This is a genomic window from Acidovorax sp. GW821-FHT10E04, from assembly GCF_059415185.1.
Genome location: NZ_JBWKMT010000005.1, coordinates 345,284 through 360,913, shown reverse-complemented (window position 1 = coordinate 360,913; position 15,630 = coordinate 345,284). Strand labels below are relative to the sequence as shown.

The 15,630-nt window shown below is 66.0% G+C and carries 12 protein-coding genes; 10 read left to right on the top strand and 2 right to left on the bottom strand.

What is annotated here, in order from left to right; genetic code table 11:
• Positions 1-218: 218 nt before the first annotated feature.
• Positions 219-1,730, top strand: coding sequence for a glucan biosynthesis protein G (locus AC07OC_RS17890; RefSeq protein WP_494601934.1), 1,512 nt, complete (start codon positions 219-221; stop codon positions 1,728-1,730).
• Positions 1,703-3,721 (top strand): glucans biosynthesis glucosyltransferase MdoH, encoded by a 2,019-nt coding sequence (gene mdoH, locus AC07OC_RS17885; protein ID WP_369643322.1) that lies wholly within the window; start codon positions 1,703-1,705, stop codon positions 3,719-3,721. The genes AC07OC_RS17890 and mdoH overlap by 28 nt, the downstream gene beginning before the upstream one ends.
• Positions 3,722-3,850: 129 nt before the next feature.
• On the opposite strand, the gene ffh is transcribed toward mdoH, so the two are convergent.
• Complete coding sequence (gene ffh / locus AC07OC_RS17880; RefSeq protein ID WP_218296048.1) at positions 3,851-5,230, bottom strand: signal recognition particle protein; 1,380 nt, start codon at positions 5,228-5,230, stop codon at positions 3,851-3,853.
• Positions 5,231-5,329: 99 nt separating this feature from the next.
• Here ffh and AC07OC_RS17875 point away from each other — a divergent pair, with 99 nt between their 5' ends.
• Genes AC07OC_RS17875 through ampD form a run of 5 tightly spaced genes read left to right on the top strand, consistent with a single transcriptional unit; the run spans position 5,330 to position 10,202 of the window.
• Positions 5,330-6,127 carry a cytochrome C assembly family protein gene (locus AC07OC_RS17875; protein WP_218339681.1) on the top strand — a complete coding sequence of 266 codons (798 nt, stop codon included), beginning with the start codon at positions 5,330-5,332 and terminating at the stop codon, positions 6,125-6,127.
• Positions 6,124-6,345 (top strand): PP0621 family protein, encoded by a 222-nt coding sequence (locus AC07OC_RS17870; protein ID WP_218339682.1) that lies wholly within the window; start codon positions 6,124-6,126, stop codon positions 6,343-6,345. Before AC07OC_RS17875 ends, AC07OC_RS17870 begins: the two co-directional genes overlap by 4 nt.
• Positions 6,346-6,353: 8 nt before the next feature.
• Positions 6,354-8,057, top strand: a complete 1,704-nt coding sequence (locus AC07OC_RS17865; protein ID WP_218339683.1) for a two-component system sensor histidine kinase NtrB — start codon at positions 6,354-6,356, stop codon at positions 8,055-8,057.
• 11 nt (positions 8,058-8,068) lie between these two features.
• Positions 8,069-9,586 (top strand): sigma-54-dependent transcriptional regulator, encoded by a 1,518-nt coding sequence (locus tag AC07OC_RS17860; RefSeq protein ID WP_218339684.1) that lies wholly within the window; start codon positions 8,069-8,071, stop codon positions 9,584-9,586.
• Positions 9,570-10,202, top strand: a complete 633-nt coding sequence (gene ampD, locus AC07OC_RS17855) for a 1,6-anhydro-N-acetylmuramyl-L-alanine amidase AmpD (RefSeq protein WP_218339685.1) — start codon at positions 9,570-9,572, stop codon at positions 10,200-10,202. The genes AC07OC_RS17860 and ampD overlap by 17 nt, the downstream gene beginning before the upstream one ends.
• A 21-nt stretch (positions 10,203-10,223) precedes the next feature.
• Here ampD and AC07OC_RS17850 read toward each other — a convergent pair whose 3' ends face one another.
• Positions 10,224-10,397: a hypothetical protein gene (locus AC07OC_RS17850; RefSeq protein WP_218296054.1), complete on the bottom strand. Its 174-nt coding sequence runs from the start codon at positions 10,395-10,397 to the stop codon at positions 10,224-10,226.
• A 174-nt stretch (positions 10,398-10,571) separates the two neighbouring features.
• Between AC07OC_RS17850 and AC07OC_RS17845 the strand changes: the two genes are divergently transcribed.
• From AC07OC_RS17845 to AC07OC_RS17835, 3 genes are all read left to right on the top strand, one after another.
• Positions 10,572-13,514, top strand: a complete 2,943-nt coding sequence (locus AC07OC_RS17845; RefSeq protein WP_218296055.1) for a ribonucleoside-diphosphate reductase subunit alpha — start codon at positions 10,572-10,574, stop codon at positions 13,512-13,514.
• 134 nt (positions 13,515-13,648) lie between these two features.
• Positions 13,649-14,845, top strand: a complete 1,197-nt coding sequence (locus tag AC07OC_RS17840) for a ribonucleotide-diphosphate reductase subunit beta (RefSeq protein ID WP_218339686.1) — start codon at positions 13,649-13,651, stop codon at positions 14,843-14,845.
• Between the two features lie 183 nt (positions 14,846-15,028).
• Entirely contained in the window at positions 15,029-15,613 is a 585-nt protein-coding gene (locus AC07OC_RS17835; RefSeq protein ID WP_218296057.1) for a histone, read from the top strand.
• Positions 15,614-15,630 lie beyond the last annotated feature (17 nt).

Below are 15,630 nucleotides of genomic sequence, written 5' to 3'. Positions count from 1 at the left end.
TTTTAGCAGCGACCCCATTCGCTGTCGCCAGATGGCGACAAAAAACCGGTATTTCGGCTCCCATGGCGGGGCTGCACATCTGCTTACATGCAGTTGATGGCCTAAGCATTTGATTTAGAACAGTTTTTTCAAGCTGGCACAGGGTTTGCCCTAGTTCCAGCATGCAAGCTGTTTTTTCTCTCCGTTCACGCGCCATCGGCCGCCTCCCGCGGGCCGTGATGGCGCTGGCCGCCGCCCTGCTCGCAGGCACTGCGCAGGCGCAAGGCTTCGATTTCGACAGCGTCACCCGCCTCGCCCGGGAGCGGGCACAGAAGCCGTATCGCGCATCCAGCGACAAGCTGCCCGCCGACCTCGCAAAACTCAACTACGACCAGGTGCGCGACATCCGCTGGCGCCCCGACCGTGCCCTGTGGCGCACCGAGAAGCTGCCGTTCGAGGCCATGTTCTTCCACCTGGGCCTGTACCAGAAAGAGCCGGTGCTGATCAACGAAGTCACGCCGCAGGGCGCGCGCCACATCGGCTACAGCCGTGCGGACTTCGACTATGGCAAGAACCAGGTGCGGCCTGAGGCCTGGGGAGACCTGGGCTTTGCGGGCTTTCGCCTGCACAACCACCTCAACTCCAGCGCCTACAAGGATGAGCTGGTGGTCTTCCAGGGCGCGAGCTACTTCCGCGCGCTGGGCAAGGGCCAGCAGTACGGCCTGTCGGCCCGGGGGCTGGCCATCGACACCGTGGGCGGCAACGGCGAGGAGTTCCCGCGCTTCACCGAGTTCTGGCTGGTACGGCCCGACCCCTTGTCCACACAGGTCACGGTGTACGCGCTGCTGGATTCGCCGCGCGCCACCGGCGCCTACCGCTTCGACATCCAGCCCGGCGCGCAGACCACCACCACCGTGCGCAGCCGCATTTTTGTGCGGCCCGGCTCCGGCAAGCCCATCGCCACGCTCGGGGTCGCGCCGCTGACCAGCATGTTCTTCTTTGGCGAGAACCAGCCCCGCAAGGACGACTTCCGGCCCGAAGTGCATGACTCCGACGGCCTGATGATCGCCACGGGCGAGGGCGAATGGCTGTGGCGGCCGCTGCAGAACCCCAGGCAGACACTGGTCACATCGTTTGCCACCCAAAACCCCAAGGGCTTTGGCCTGATGCAGCGCGACCGCCAGTGGTCGAACTATGAGGACGTGGAAGCCCGGTATGAGCGCCGCCCCAGCGCCTGGGTGCGCCCCCTGCACGACTGGGGCGCTGGCCGCGTGGAACTGGTGCAGCTCCACACCCCCGACGAAACGCATGACAACATCGTGGCGTATTGGGTTCCGGCCCAGATGCCGGCCCCCGGCCAGCCCCTGGAATTTGCCTATGAGCTGAGCTGGCAGGGCGACGAGCAGCAGCGCCCCCCCGGGGCCTGGGCCACGCAATCGCGCCGGGGCATGGGCTACACCAAACAAACCGCCGAGGCCCTGCGCCAGCAGGCCCAGTACGTGGTCGATTTCGACGGCCCCGCCCTCAAGGCCCTGCCCGCCGACGCCACCGTGAAGGCCGTGGTGACCAGCGACGCCAACGGCAAGGTGCTTGAAAACATCGTCTACCGCAATCCCGCCACCGAGCAGTGGCGCATGACCGTTCGCGTACAGCGCCAAAAGGCCGATCGCCCGATCGAGCTGCGCGCTTTTCTTCAACACGACAACCACGCTGTGAGTGAAACATGGACGCACATCATTCTTCCCGAGTAAGCCCCCTACAGCAGCACCGGACTGTCGGCATCCCCCGCAGCACGCTGCGCGAGGAACGGCACCCCAATGCCGTGACCGCGCCCCCGGTCAACCGGGGCTCCATGGCACCGCTTCCCTGGCGCGGCTTCTGGAACAGCATGGGCACCGCCCTCCTGCTGCGCCTGACAGGCCGCAGCGCAGCGCCCCACCCGGCCCTGCCCGCGGCCCCCGCCGTGGCCCAGGCCTGGGAGGGCGCCGCGCAGCGCCGCCGCTGGACCTTTGCCGTGCTGACCGCGTTGACCACGGCCCTGGCCAGCTTTCTGTTTGCGGGCGTGCAGCCCGACTATGAAAACGCCTGGCTGGGGTACGGCCAGATCGCGCTGTTTGCGCTGCTCTCCGCCTGGGTGGTCACCGGTTTCCTTACCGGCCTGATGGGTTTCTGGGTGATGCTGCGCGGTGACCGGCACGCGCTGTCCGTGCGCAGCGTGCTGGAGCACGAACTGGCGCCCGACGCACGCACGGCCATCATCATGCCGATCTGCAACGAAGATGTGGCCACGGTGTTTGCCGGGCTGCGGGCCACGTGCGAGTCGGTCGCATCCACCGGCCACGGTGCCACCTTCGACGTGTTCGTGCTGTCCGACAGCTACGACCCCGCCATCGCCCAGGCCGAGCGTGCCGCATGGGAGGCGCTGCGCGATGCCCTCGCCCAGCACGGCCAGCAGCCGCAAGTGCAGGTGTACTACCGCCTGCGCACCCGCCGCACGCACCGCAAGGCCGGCAATGTGGCCGACTTCTGCCGCCGCTGGGGCAAGGACTACCGCTACATGGTGGTGCTGGACGCCGACAGCGTGATGAGCGGCGACTGCATCGTCTCGATGGCCAAGCTGATGGAAGCCAACCCGGGCGCCGGCATCATCCAGACAGCCACGCAGGCCATCGGCCACGTCACGCTGCACGCCCGCGCGCAGCAGTTCGCCTCGCGCGTCACAGGCCGCCTGTTCACCCTGGGCATGCAGTACTGGCAGCTGGGCGAATCCCACTACTGGGGCCATAACGCCATCATCCGCGTAGCTCCTTTCATGGAGCATTGCGCACTCGCACCCATCAAGGGCAAGGGCGGTCTGGCGGGCGGCATCATGTCGCACGATTTCGTGGAAGCAGCCCTGATGCGCCGCGCGGGCTACCACGTGTGGCTGGTGGCCGACCTGGTCGGCAGCTACGAGCAACAGCCTCCCGACCTGCTGGCCGAACTGCAACGCGACCGCCGCTGGTGCCAGGGCAATCTGCAGAACGCTCGCCTCATGGCCGAGCCCGGCCTCCACGCCGTGCACCGCTCGATGTTCATCACGGGCGCCATGGCCTACCTCTCGGCCCCATTGTGGCTGGCCTTCCTCACCCTGGGCACGGCGCTGTGGCTCTCGGGCGCCAAGCTCGTGGCCGACTGGCACATCCTGCCGGCCGAACTGCTCTCGCTGTGGGCATGGACGCTGTGCATGCTGTTCCTGCCTCGCATCCTGGGCGTGGCCGCGGTGTTCATGCGCCGCGAGCAAAAGGAGTATGGCGGCGCCTTCAGCCTGCTCAAGAGCGCCGCGCTCGAAAGCGTGCTGGCCATCCTGCAGGCCCCCATCCGCATGCTGGCGCATTCGCTGTTCGTACTGATCGCGCTCACGGGCCTGAAGCTGGAATGGAAATCGCCTCCGCGCGAGGCCCACGCCGTGCCCTGGCTCCATGCCGTGCGCCAGCTGGCCCCCATGAGCGTGGTGATCGGCCTGCTGGCGCTGGGTGTTGCGCTGATCGACAGCAGCGCCCTCCTGTGGCTGATGCCCGTGGGCCTGCCGCTGGCGCTGGCGATTCCGCTGGCCGTGCTCACCAGCCAGATCGCGCTGGGCAAGGCGATGCGCGCACAGCGCCTGCTGCTGATTCCCGAGGAGTCCTGGTCGCCCCCCGTGCTGCGCCGCGCATGGCTGCATGCCAGCCGCCTGGCACAGCCGATGCTGAAGGCAGCCTAGTCCGTCGCCTCCTCGCGATCACATCGCCCACAAAAAAAGCCGGCATGCATGCCGGCTTTTTATTTTGCTATATTTTTTATAGCTTTTCGCGCTTTATCCATCAGCGCCAGAGGCCAAAATTTCTCTATCTCAGAAGGGCATCTTGGGCATGCCGCCCCCGCCCAGGCCCTTCATGCCGCCCATCTTCTTCATCATCTTCATCAGGCCGCCGCCCTTCATCTTCTTCATCATGCCCTGCATCTGCTCGAACTCCTTGAGCAGGCGGTTGACTTCCTGCACATGCACGCCCGCGCCGTTGGCGATGCGTTTCTTGCGCGTGGCCTTGATGAGGTCGGGCTTGCGCCGCTCCAGCGGCGTCATGCTCTGGATGATGCCCTCCTTGCGCTTGATGTCCTTCTCGGCCTTGTCCATGTCCATGGCGCCGGCCTTGGCGGTGAGCTGGGACGGGAGCTTGTCCATGAGGCTGGAAAGCCCGCCCATCTGCTTCATCTGCTGGATCTGGGAAAGAAAGTCGTTCAGGTCGAAGCCGTCACCGCTCTTGACCTTGGCCGCCAGCTTTTGCGCTGCCTCCATGTCCACGCCCGCCGTGACCTGCTCCACCAGCGCCACGATGTCGCCCATGCCCAGGATGCGGCCCGCGTGGCGCTCGGCATCGAACACCTCCAGGCCGTCGAGCTTCTCGGACACGCCCGCGAACTTGATCGGCGCGCCCGTGATCTGCCGCACCGACAGCGCCGCACCGCCGCGCGAATCGCCATCGAGCTTGGTGAGCACGATGCCGGTGAGCGGCAGCGCCTCCTTGAAGGCCTTGGCCGTGTTGATCGCATCCTGGCCCTGCATGGCATCGACCACGAACAGGGTCTCGACCGGGTTCAGCGCCGCATGCAGGTCCTTGATTTCCTTCATCAGGGCTTCATCGATGGCCAGGCGGCCAGCGGTATCGACCAGCAGCACATCGAAGTAGTGCTTCTTGGCGTAGTCGAGCGCGGCATGCGCGATATCGAGCGGCTTCTGGTCCGGTGTGCTCGGGAACCACTCGGCACCGGCCTGCTTCGTCACCGTCTTGAGCTGTTCGATGGCCGCCGGGCGGTACACGTCGCCCGAGACGGTGAGCACCTTCTTCTTGCGTTTTTCGATCAGGTGCTTGGCCAGCTTGGCCGTGGTGGTGGTCTTGCCCGCCCCCTGCAGGCCGGCCATCAGGATCACGGCCGGCGGCTGCGCAGCCAGGTTGATGTCGGCCACGCCTTCGCCCATGGTGGCGGCGAGTTCGCGGTTGACGATGCTCACCAGCGTCTGGCCCGGCTTGAGCGAGCCCAGCACCTCCTGGCCCAGTGCCTTTTCCTTGACGCGCGCGATGAAGTCGCGCACCACGGGCAGGGCCACGTCGGCCTCGAGCAGGGCCATGCGCACCTCGCGCAGCATGTCCGTGACGTTGGACTCGGTGATGCGGGCCTGGCCACGCATCTCCTTGACGAGGCGCGTGAGTTTGTCGGTAAGGGCGGAGGCCATAGGAGAAGTTCCGGTATTGCCTGCGCGCCATCAACGCTGTCGTTGTGCACGCGGGCCCGCCAGGGCGCTGGCGGTGGGGCGAAAGGCTAAACTGTACCCATGATTTTACCCAGTGCTTCCCCCGTCAGCTGGCTGCTGGCCCTGGCCGCGGCCGTGGCATACGCCGTGCCCGCCGCAGCCGCCTCGCGGCTGGGGGCCGCGGCAGCACGCAATGCGCTGCTGGTCGCCTGGATACTGCATGGCGCGGTGCTGGTGTGGGGGCTTTGGGGCGAGGCGCCCCGCTTTGGCTTTGCCCCGGCCCTGTCGATGACGGCCTGGCTCGTGCTCACGGTGTATGCGGTGGAACGGCAGCTGTTTCCGCAGATGCAGGCCCGGTGGATCCTGGCCGCGCTCGGCGCCATCGCCGTGGTGCTGGCCTTGGTTTTCCCGGGCCAGCCCCTGCATGTCGCGGCCTCCGCCTGGCTGCCCCTGCACCTGGCGCTGGGCATCGCCTGCTACGGCCTCTTTGGCGCCGCCGTGGTGCATGCATGGCTCATGACCCGCGCCGAGCGCCATATCCGGCAGGCCGAAGACCCGCACAGCGGCATTCCGTTGCTGACCCTCGAACGCCTGACCTTTCGCTTCGTGACCGCGGGCTTCATCCTGCTGACCGCGACCCTGCTGGCGGGCTGGCTGTTTGGCGACACGCTGTATGGAAGGGCCTGGCGGTGGGACCACAAGGCTGTGTTCTCCCTGCTGTCCTGGCTCACGTTCGCCACCCTCCTGGTGGGGCGTGCGCGCTTCGGGTGGCGGGGCCGCAATGCGGTGCGCGTGCTGTACGCAGGCTCGGCGTTGCTGCTGCTGGCCTACGTGGGATCCCGCTTTGTCATGGAAGTCGTTCTGGGCCGCAACGCATGAAATACCTGGTCTTGCTGGTGGTGCTGGTCGTTGCCATCGGTATCTGGCGCGGACGCCGCGCGACCGGCGCGGAGTCTTCCAGACCCCCGCCCCTGGCGCTTCCGCAAGACATGCTTGCCTGTGCCCACTGCGGCGTTCACGTTCCCCAGGCCGAAGCGCTGATGGTCGGCCCCCAGGCCTACTGCTGCGCCGAGCACCGGCGCTTGGGTCCGGCCTGAGACCGGCCATGCCAGCGCTGTCCGCCAGCACCTTCACATCCGTGGTCGAGGCGCCGTTCGTGCGGCTGTGGCGGGGATTCCTGACCGGCCGCGTCATGGTGGCTCTGGCTCTCCTCGTGCTGCAAGGTGCGGGCCAGGCCATCAACCAGGCCACGGAGCCGGTCGTGCTGGTGGTGTGTGCGCTGTATCTCGCGGCCACCACCTTGCTGCGCATCCTGGCAAGGCACCGCCCGCCGTCGCCGGGGGCCGGCCCGCAATGGCTGCCCTCCATCGGGGTGGACCTCGCCGCCATCGCCGCGCTGCAATTGCTGCATGCGGGCACCATGAACTACACCCCCCTGTTTGGCCTGCCCATCCTGATGGCGGCCGTGCTGGGGACCCTGACCCTGGCACTGGGCACCACGGCGGGCGTGACGCTGCTGCTGCTGGGCTGGGCCTGGTGGATGGGCTCCGGCACCGCGGGCGACGATGCGCCGCGCTACCTGCAAAGCGCGCTGACTGGCACGGGCTACTTCATCGTGAGCTACCTCGTGCACCAGCTCGCGACCCGCCTGGCCCGCGAGCAGGAAGTGGCGCAGCAAAGCCAGGTCGCCGCCCGGGTGCAGACCCAGGTCAGCGCGCTGGTCATCCAGAACCTCACCGACGGGGTCCTGGTGGTGGACGAAAGCGATGTGGTGCGCATTGCCAATCCCGCCGGGCTCCAGCTTCTCGGCGGCTCGGCCCTGCCCGAACTGCCCTTCATCCTGTCGTCCGAGACGCCCTGGAACCCGCTGGTCACGCTGGCACGGAGGACTTTCCGCCAGGAACATTCCCAGACCGCGGACGTGGACCTGCTCCATCCTGGACAGAGCCCCACCGGACTGCATGTGCGCACCTGGCTGACCTCGACGCGCGAAGCCGCGCGCCAGGCGCAGACCGAGCGCCTGTGCGTGATGTTCCTGCACGATCTGCGGGAGATGGAAGCCCGGCTGCGCACGGAAAAGCTCGCCGCCATGGGCCGCATGTCCGCCGCCGTGGCGCATGAGATCCGCAACCCGCTGGCCGCCATCGTGCAGGCCAACGCCCTGCTCGAGGAAGACCTGCACGACCCCGCCCAGAAACGCCTGGCGCGCATGGTGCAGCAGAATGCGGACCGCCTGGCCCGCATCGCCGAAGAGGTGCTGGACATCGCCCGCGTGCAGCACCAGATCAGCCACGCGCCGGCATCCACCTTACCGCTGGACGAAACCGTGGCGCTGGTCTGGAATGACTGGCAGGCGCAGGACCCCCTGCAGCGCCGCGCGGTGGTGATGCTCGAAGCGGGCAATACCCAGGTGGAGTTCGACACGGAGCATCTGCGCCGCGTGCTCGTGAACCTGCTGGACAATGCGCTGCGCTACATGGGCCAGGAGCCCGATTCGCTCACGGTGACCACCCGGGCCCTGCCGTCGGGACAGATCAGCCTGCAAGTCTGGAGCGACGGCGCCCCCATGGACAAATCGGTGGAGCGCCACCTGTTCGAGCCCTTCTTTTCATCCGAAAGCCGCTCCAGCGGCCTGGGCCTGTATATTTGCCGCGAGCTGTGCCAGCGCCATGGGGCGTCCATCAGCTACCAGCGGCTTACCCGCACCACCCTGCGGGGCGAGGTGGGAGGCAACGCCTTCACCGTGGGCTTTCGCCGCACCACACGCCCCACCGAAGCCGCCACGCTGTTTGACACCATCGTGGTCTGAAACGCATTGCCATGAACGCCCCTGCCGCCTCCATCCTCGTCGTGGACGACGAACCCGACCTGCGCACCTTGTACGAGCTGACGCTGCTGCGCGAAGGCTATCGTGTGGAGACTGCGTCCAGCGTGCAGGAGGCACGCGAGCAGCTCAAGGCCCACCGGTTCGATGCCGTCATCACCGACATGCGCCTGCCCGACGGGTTCGGCATGGAACTGCTGCAGGACCTGCGCGACCAGCAGCGCCGCGAACGCTGCGTGGTCATGACGGCCTACGGGTCGGCCGAGAACGCCGTGGAAGCCCTGCGCTCCGGCGCGTTCGACTACATGACCAAGCCGGTGGACCTCAAGCAGTTCCGGTCGGTTGTCGCCTCCGCGGTGCAGGGCACGGGTGGTGTCCCCGCGCCCCGGGCCGCGCGCAGCGGTGGAGTGCAAGGCCGGCCGGCGCCGGCCGGCGCGGATCCCCTGGCGGCGGGCACCGCCCTGGACCGGCTGGTGGGCACCTCCGAGGCGATCCGCAACGTCAAGCAGCGGGTGGCCAAGGTCGCGCGCGGCATGGCGCCCGTGCTGATTCACGGTGAATCAGGCACGGGCAAGGAACTGGTGGCGCAGGCCCTGCATGCCAGCAGCCAGCGCGCGGATGGCCCGCTGGTGGCCGTGAACTGTGGTGCCATTCCCGAGAACCTGCTCGAGGCGGAGTTCTTCGGCGCCCGCAAGGGCTCCTACACCGGCGCCGCCCAGGATCGCGACGGCTACTTTCAGGCAGCCCGTGGCGGCACGCTGTTTCTCGACGAGATCGGCGACCTGCCCCTGGCCATGCAGTCCAAATTGCTGCGTGCGATCCAGGAGCGCAGCGTGCGGCCCCTGGGCTCGACGCAGGAGGAGACGGTGGATGTGCGCATCGTCAGCGCCACGCACCGCGACCTGGCCGCCGATGTGCAATCGGGCCGCTTCCGGCAGGATCTGTACTACCGGCTCAACGTGATCGAGATCCTGATCCCCCCTTTGCGCGAGCGGCGCGAGGACCTGCCGGTGCTGTGCGCCGCGCTGCTCTCGCGCATCGCGCAGGAATCGGGCATGCCGGTCCCCCCGCTGACCGACAGCGCGCTCCACGCCATCGCCGCGCACCCGCTGACCGGCAACGTCCGGGAACTTGAAAACCTGCTGCACCGGGCCGTGGCGCTCAGCGATGGGGAAGAGCTGCATGTGGACGGGCCCTCGGGGGGGACCGCCGAGTCCCCGAGGACACGGGCGGCGCCAGCGCCCGCGATGCCGTCCCCCGCCGACCCGCAGAGCACCTACCCGGCCGCGCCGCCGCCCGGCGCGGGCAGCCTGGTGACGCTGCCCAGCGATCTTCAGGCATGGCTTGACCAGCAGGAGCGCGACATCCTGATCCGCGCCCTGCGCGAGGCGGGCTTCAACCGGACCGCCACCGCCGCCCGGCTGGGCATCAGCCTGCGCCAGATACGCTACAGGATCGCCCGGCTGAACATCGCCGTGCCCAACGACCAGGACCCGCATGACGACGTGGGCTGAGGAGGCAGCGCCGGCGGACCCACCGCCGTGGGACGGCGGATGGCACCGCGCGGCCACGAGGCTCCCATCCCCCAACCATGGCACGCGCCCGGCACCGGCCAGGTCCGCCATCGACCTGATCGTGGTGCATTCCATCAGCCTGCCGCCGGGCGAGTACGGGGGGGGTGCAGTACAACAGCTGTTCACCAACACCCTGGACTGGGATGCCCATCCCTACTACCAGAGCATCCGCGGACTGGCGGTGTCGTCGCATTTCTTCATCGAGCGCACCGGTGCGCTCTGGCAGTTCGTGGATTGCGATCTGCGGGCCTGGCACGCAGGCCAGTCGGCCTACCGCGGGCGCAGCCAGTGCAATGACGACTCGATCGGCATCGAGCTGGAGGGCCTGGAGGGCCTGGCGTTCGAACCCGCCCAGTACCGGACGCTGGCCACTCTCTGCCAGGACATCGCGCGGCGCTATCCCATCGCGCACATTGCGGGACATGAGCACATAGCGCCCGGGCGCAAGCAGGATCCCGGCCCCGGCTTCGACTGGGTGAAGGTACAAAAGGCGTTGCGCTGGCCTCCGCACCGTTTTCCCGCGGCGACCCGGCCCGCCATCCTGGCCGCCAGCTGAACGCGCTGTCGCAGCGCCGCGTCACAGCAACTTTTTCTTTGTGCAACCGCACAAAGCCGCATCGCCAAGCTCCACGCGGCCTCGCGAAGAAAAACCGCCCGAATCGCCCGCCGCGGCGCGGATTCGCTGCTGCTTTTTCGGTGGGACAAGGGATTCCAGCGGGGTCATCGCAAGAACTCGCAGCATTGAAAACATGCTGTTTCCCTTTTCCCAGGGGTTTGGGGCGGTACACTACCGGTAGTGTCTTGAATGCACCTGACACACCATATATAGTGTGCGGCAGACAGAAGTCCGGCCCATCACTCACACCTTGCGGCGGCTTCACGCCCCGCGCCACACATCCCAGACAGCCCACAGAAGAGGACACCCATGCAAGCTGCTTTGACTACGCCTTCCACCACCCACGCCAACCCAGCGCAAGCTCCGGCTTCGCAGCCCGCGCCAACGTCGGCGGCCAACTCGCTGGCGCACTACCAGATCATCCGCCGCAACGGGGCGGTGGTGCCGTTTGAGCCGCAAAAGATCGCGGTGGCGATGATGAAGGCCTTCCTGGCGGTGCATGGCACACAAGGCGCCGCGTCCGCCAGCGTGCGCGAAGTCGTGGACACCCTGACCCAGAATGTCACCCGCGCCCTGGTGCGGTCGCGCCCCGGAGGCGGCACCTTTCATATTGAAGATGTGCAGGACCAGGTGGAACTCGGACTGATGCGTGGCGGCCACCATGAGATTGCCCGCGCCTACGTGCTGTACCGCGAGCGCCGCACCCAGGAGCGTGCACGCCAGGTCGAGCAGCAGGCTCCGTCCGCCCCCGCTCCGCTGCTCCACGTGCTGGACGGCGGAGAACGCGTTGCCCTCGACCTCCACCGGCTGCAGGCATTGATCGAGTCGGCCTGCGTGAATCTTGGCGCGGACGTCAGCGCAGACCCCATCGTTGCCGAAACCATGCGCAACCTGTACGACGGCGTTCCCATGGACGAGGTCTACAAGGCCTCCATCCTGGCGGCCCGCACGCTCATCGAAAAAGACCCCGACTACACCTACGCCACCGCCCGCCTGCTGCTGCACACGATCGTGCGCGAAGTCCTGGGCCGCGAGGTGACCCAGAGCGCGATGGGACAAGCCTATATCGACTACTTCCCCGAATTCATCAAGAAGGGCGTGGAAAACGAGCTGCTGGACGAGCGCCTGCTGCAATATGACCTGCAGCGCCTGGGCGCCGCCCTGCAGGCGGACCGCGACCTGAAGTTCGACTACCTCGGACTGCAGACCCTGTACGACCGTTACTTCCTGCACGTCAAAAAGACGCGCATCGAGTTGCCCCAGGCTTTCTTCATGCGCGTGGCCATGGGCCTGGCCCTCAACGAAGTCGACCGCGAAGCCCGCGCCATCGAGTTCTATGAAGTGCTCTCGTCGTTCGACTTCATGTCCAGCACGCCCACGCTGTTCAACAGCGGCACGCTGCGCTCGCAGCTGTCTTCGTGCTACCTGACCACGGTGCCCGACGACCTGGACGGCATCTACGAGTCGATCAAGGAAAACGCACTGCTGTCCAAGTTCGCGGGCGGCCTGGGCAACGACTGGACCCGGGTGCGCGCGCTGGGCAGCCACATCAAGGGCACCAACGGCGAATCGCAAGGCGTGGTGCCTTTCCTCAAGGTCGTCAACGACACGGCCGTGGCCGTGAACCAGGGCGGCAAGCGCAAGGGCGCTGTCTGCACCTACCTGGAATCCTGGCACCTCGACATCGAAGAATTCCTGGAGCTGCGCAAGAACACGGGCGACGACCGCCGCCGCACGCACGACATGAACACGGCGAACTGGATTCCCGACCTGTTCATGCGCCGCGTGATGGAAAAGGGCACCTGGACCCTGTTCTCCCCTTCCAACGTGCCCGACCTGCACGACCTCTTCGGCGCCGACTTCGAGAAAGCCTACGTGGCCTACGAGGAAAAGGCCGCGCGCGGCGAGATCAAGCCTTCCAAGACGGTGCAGGCCACCGACATGTGGCGCAAGATGCTGACCATGCTGTTCGAGACCGGCCACCCCTGGATCACGTTCAAGGACGCCTGCAACGTGCGCTCGCCCCAGCAGCACGCCGGCGTGGTGCACTCGTCCAACCTGTGCACCGAGATCACGCTGAACACCAGCGACACCGAGACCGCCGTGTGCAACCTCGGCTCGGTCAACCTGCTGCAGCATCTGAAGGACGGCCAGATCGACCATGACAAGCTCAAGAGGACCATCAAGGTCGCCATGCGCATGCTCGACAACGTGATCGACATCAACTACTACGCCGTCAAGAAGGCGCGCGACTCCAACCTGCGCCATCGCCCGGTGGGCCTGGGGGTGATGGCGTTCCAGGACAGCCTGTATGAGCTGCGCATTCCCTACGCGTCGCAAGAGGCCGTGGAGTTCGCCGACAAGTCGATGGAAGCCATCTGCTACTACGCCTACTGGGCCTCCACCGAACTGGCACGGGAACGCGGCCAGTACTCCAGCTACAAGGGCTCGCTGTGGGACCGCGGCATCCTCCCGTTCGACACGCTGGACATGCTGTCGGATGCCCGGGGCGGGTATGTGGAAGTGGACCGCTCTTCCACCCTGGACTGGGACGCCCTGCGCAAGAAGATCGCACAGGACGGCATGCGCAACTCGAATTGCGTGGCCATCGCGCCCACCGCGACCATCTCCAACATCATCGGCGTGGATGCATCGATCGAGCCCTCGTTCGGCAACCTGTCCGTGAAGTCCAACCTGTCGGGCGAATTCACCGTCATCAACGGCGGCCTGGTGCGCGACCTCAAGCGCCTGGGACTGTGGGATGACGTGATGATCATGGATCTCAAGCATTTCAAGGGCTCCCTGCACCCCATCGATCGCGTGCCGCCAGACATCAAGGCGCTGTATTCGACCGCCTTCGAGGTGGAGCCCCACTGGCTGGTGGAGGCCGCATCGCGCCGCCAGAAATGGATCGACCAGGCGCAGAGCCTGAACATCTACATGGCTGGCGCATCGGGCAAGAAGCTTGACGACACCTACAAGCTGGCCTGGGTGCGCGGTCTGAAGACCACCTACTACCTGCGCACGCAGAGCGCCACGCACGTCGAGATGAGCACCGTGAACACGCGCCAGCTCAACGCGGTTTCGTCCGGCAACGACGGCGGTGCGCCACAGGCCTCCGCGTCCCCGCAGGCCAAGCCCAGCGCGCTGGAAGCCGCCGCGGCAGCGGCCGCCGCGCAGGCCGCCGCGCTGCCCGCCACGGACATCAAGTTCTGCGCAATCGACGATCCAACCTGCGAAGCCTGCCAATAAGGACTTCGCGCGCAACGCCTCGACACATCCGAGGCGTTGCGCATGTGCTGTGAAGCAACAAATCGTTGCCACACAACGCTTCAGTGCTTTTCTTTTCGCAGCACTGCTTTCATAATCCGAACACTGGAAAATCTATGTTGACCTGGGACGAAGAAGTCAAGCCCTCATCGCAAAATCAACTGGACGGCGGTCTGCAAAACAACCGCCCGGCGGGGCAACCGCCTCTGTCTTTTCAGTCCCCCTCGCTGCAACCCGTTGCTGCGGCCGCAACGGCCGCGGCCGGCCCGCAAGTGGCGGAGTCCACTGCAGTGCATCGGCGCGTCAATGCCGCCGACAAGCGCATCATCAACGGCCAGACCGACGTCAACCAGCTGGTCCCGTTCAAGTACAAGTGGGCGTGGGAAAAGTACCTCGCCACCTGCGCCAACCACTGGATGCCGCAGGAAGTGAACATGACGCGCGACATCGCGTTGTGGAAGGACCCGAACGGCCTGACCGATGACGAGCGCCGCATCATCAAGCGCAATCTCGGCTTCTTCGTGACCGCCGACTCGCTGGCCGCCAACAACATCGTGCTGGGCACCTACCGCCACATCACGGCGCCCGAGTGCCGCCAGTTCCTGCTGCGCCAGGCCTTTGAAGAAGCCATCCACACGCACGCCTACCAGTACATCGTGGAGTCGCTCGGACTGGACGAGTCCGAGATCTTCAACGCCTACAACGAAGTCCAGTCGATCCGTGACAAGGACCAGTTCCTGATCCCTTTCATCGAAGCGATCATGGACCCCAACTTCCACACCGGCACCCCCGAAAACGACCAGACGCTGCTCAAGTCGCTGATCGTTTTCGCCTGCCTGATGGAAGGCCTGTTCTTCTATGTCGGCTTCACGCAGATCCTGGCACTGGGCCGGCAAAACAAGATGACCGGCGCTGCCGAGCAATACCAGTACATCCTGCGCGACGAGTCGATGCACTGCAACTTCGGCATCGACCTGATCAACCAGCTCAAGCTCGAGAACCCGCACCTCTGGACCGCCGAATTCAAGGCCGAGATCAAGGCGCTGTTCCTCAAGGCGGTCGAGCTGGAATACCGCTACGCCGAAGACACCATGCCCCGCGGCGTGCTGGGCATGAACGCGTCCATGTTCAAGGGCTACCTGCGCTACATCGCCAATCGCCGTGCCACGCAGATCGGACTGGAAACGCTGTTCCCCAACGAAGAGAACCCGTTCCCGTGGATGAGCGAGATGATTGACCTCAAGAAGGAACGCAACTTCTTCGAGACCCGGGTTATTGAATACCAGTCCGGTGGTGCGCTGTCCTGGGACTAGCGCCTTTCGCATCACACCACCATGGATTTTTACACCACGCCCCACACAGACAGCGCCGCAGAGCGTTGCCGTGCGGGGCGTTCCCGTGTTCATGGCGATGGGGGTTTTCTCCATCGCCATGGATCGCTTCGTGTCCACTGCAGACACGAAGTGCTCTTTGCAAATTGACCCAAGGAGAACATGATGGCAACTGCGAAAAAAACGGCCGCCAAGAAGGCAGCCCCAGCGAAAAAGGCCGCATCGGCAAAGCCCGTAGCGGCAAAGAAGGCTGCACCGGCCAAGAAGGCCGCTCCCGCCAAGAAGGCAGTAGCAGCGAAGAAGGCTGCACCTGCCAAGAAGGCAGCAGCGCCAGCCAAGAAGGCCGCGCCCGCCAAGAAGGCAGTAGCAGCGAAGAAGGCTGCGCCCGCCAAGAAGGCAGCAGCACCAGCCAAGAAGGCCGCTCCCGCCAAGAAGGCAGTAGCAGCGAAGAAGGCTGCACCTGCCAAGAAGGCAGCAGCACCAGCCAAGAAGGCCGCTCCCGCCAAGAAGGCAGTAGCAGCAAAGAAGGCTGCGCCTGCCAAGAAGGCAGCAGCACCAGCCAAGAAGGCCGCTCCCGCCAAGAAGGCAGCAGCAGCAAAGAAGGCTGCACCCGCCAAGGCCGCCCCCGCGAAGAAAGCTGCACCGGCCAAGAAGGCCCCCAAGGCGCCTGCCCCTGCGGCCGCTCCTGCAGCACAGACTACCCTGAACCCTCAGGCAGCCTGGCCCTTCCCTACGGGCAACAAGCCGTAATCAGCACGTATTACGCG

What these genes read in the sequence shown, in the direction of transcription:
- AC07OC_RS17890 (WP_494601934.1), top strand. Translation starts at nt 219, where the DNA reads ATGGCGCTGGCCGCCGCCCTGCTCGCAGGCACTGCGCAGGCGCAAGGC.
- mdoH (WP_369643322.1), top strand. Translation starts at nt 1,703, where the DNA reads ATGGACGCACATCATTCTTCCCGAGTAAGCCCCCTACAGCAGCACCGG.
- ffh (WP_218296048.1), bottom strand. Translation starts at nt 5,230, where the DNA reads ATGGCCTCCGCCCTTACCGACAAACTCACGCGCCTCGTCAAGGAGATG.
- AC07OC_RS17875 (WP_218339681.1), top strand. Translation starts at nt 5,330, where the DNA reads ATGATTTTACCCAGTGCTTCCCCCGTCAGCTGGCTGCTGGCCCTGGCC.
- AC07OC_RS17870 (WP_218339682.1), top strand. Translation starts at nt 6,124, where the DNA reads ATGAAATACCTGGTCTTGCTGGTGGTGCTGGTCGTTGCCATCGGTATC.
- AC07OC_RS17865 (WP_218339683.1), top strand. Translation starts at nt 6,354, where the DNA reads ATGCCAGCGCTGTCCGCCAGCACCTTCACATCCGTGGTCGAGGCGCCG.
- AC07OC_RS17860 (WP_218339684.1), top strand. Translation starts at nt 8,069, where the DNA reads ATGAACGCCCCTGCCGCCTCCATCCTCGTCGTGGACGACGAACCCGAC.
- ampD (WP_218339685.1), top strand. Translation starts at nt 9,570, where the DNA reads ATGACGACGTGGGCTGAGGAGGCAGCGCCGGCGGACCCACCGCCGTGG.
- AC07OC_RS17850 (WP_218296054.1), bottom strand. Translation starts at nt 10,397, where the DNA reads ATGTTTTCAATGCTGCGAGTTCTTGCGATGACCCCGCTGGAATCCCTT.
- AC07OC_RS17845 (WP_218296055.1), top strand. Translation starts at nt 10,572, where the DNA reads ATGCAAGCTGCTTTGACTACGCCTTCCACCACCCACGCCAACCCAGCG.
- AC07OC_RS17840 (WP_218339686.1), top strand. Translation starts at nt 13,649, where the DNA reads ATGTTGACCTGGGACGAAGAAGTCAAGCCCTCATCGCAAAATCAACTG.
- AC07OC_RS17835 (WP_218296057.1), top strand. Translation starts at nt 15,029, where the DNA reads ATGGCAACTGCGAAAAAAACGGCCGCCAAGAAGGCAGCCCCAGCGAAA.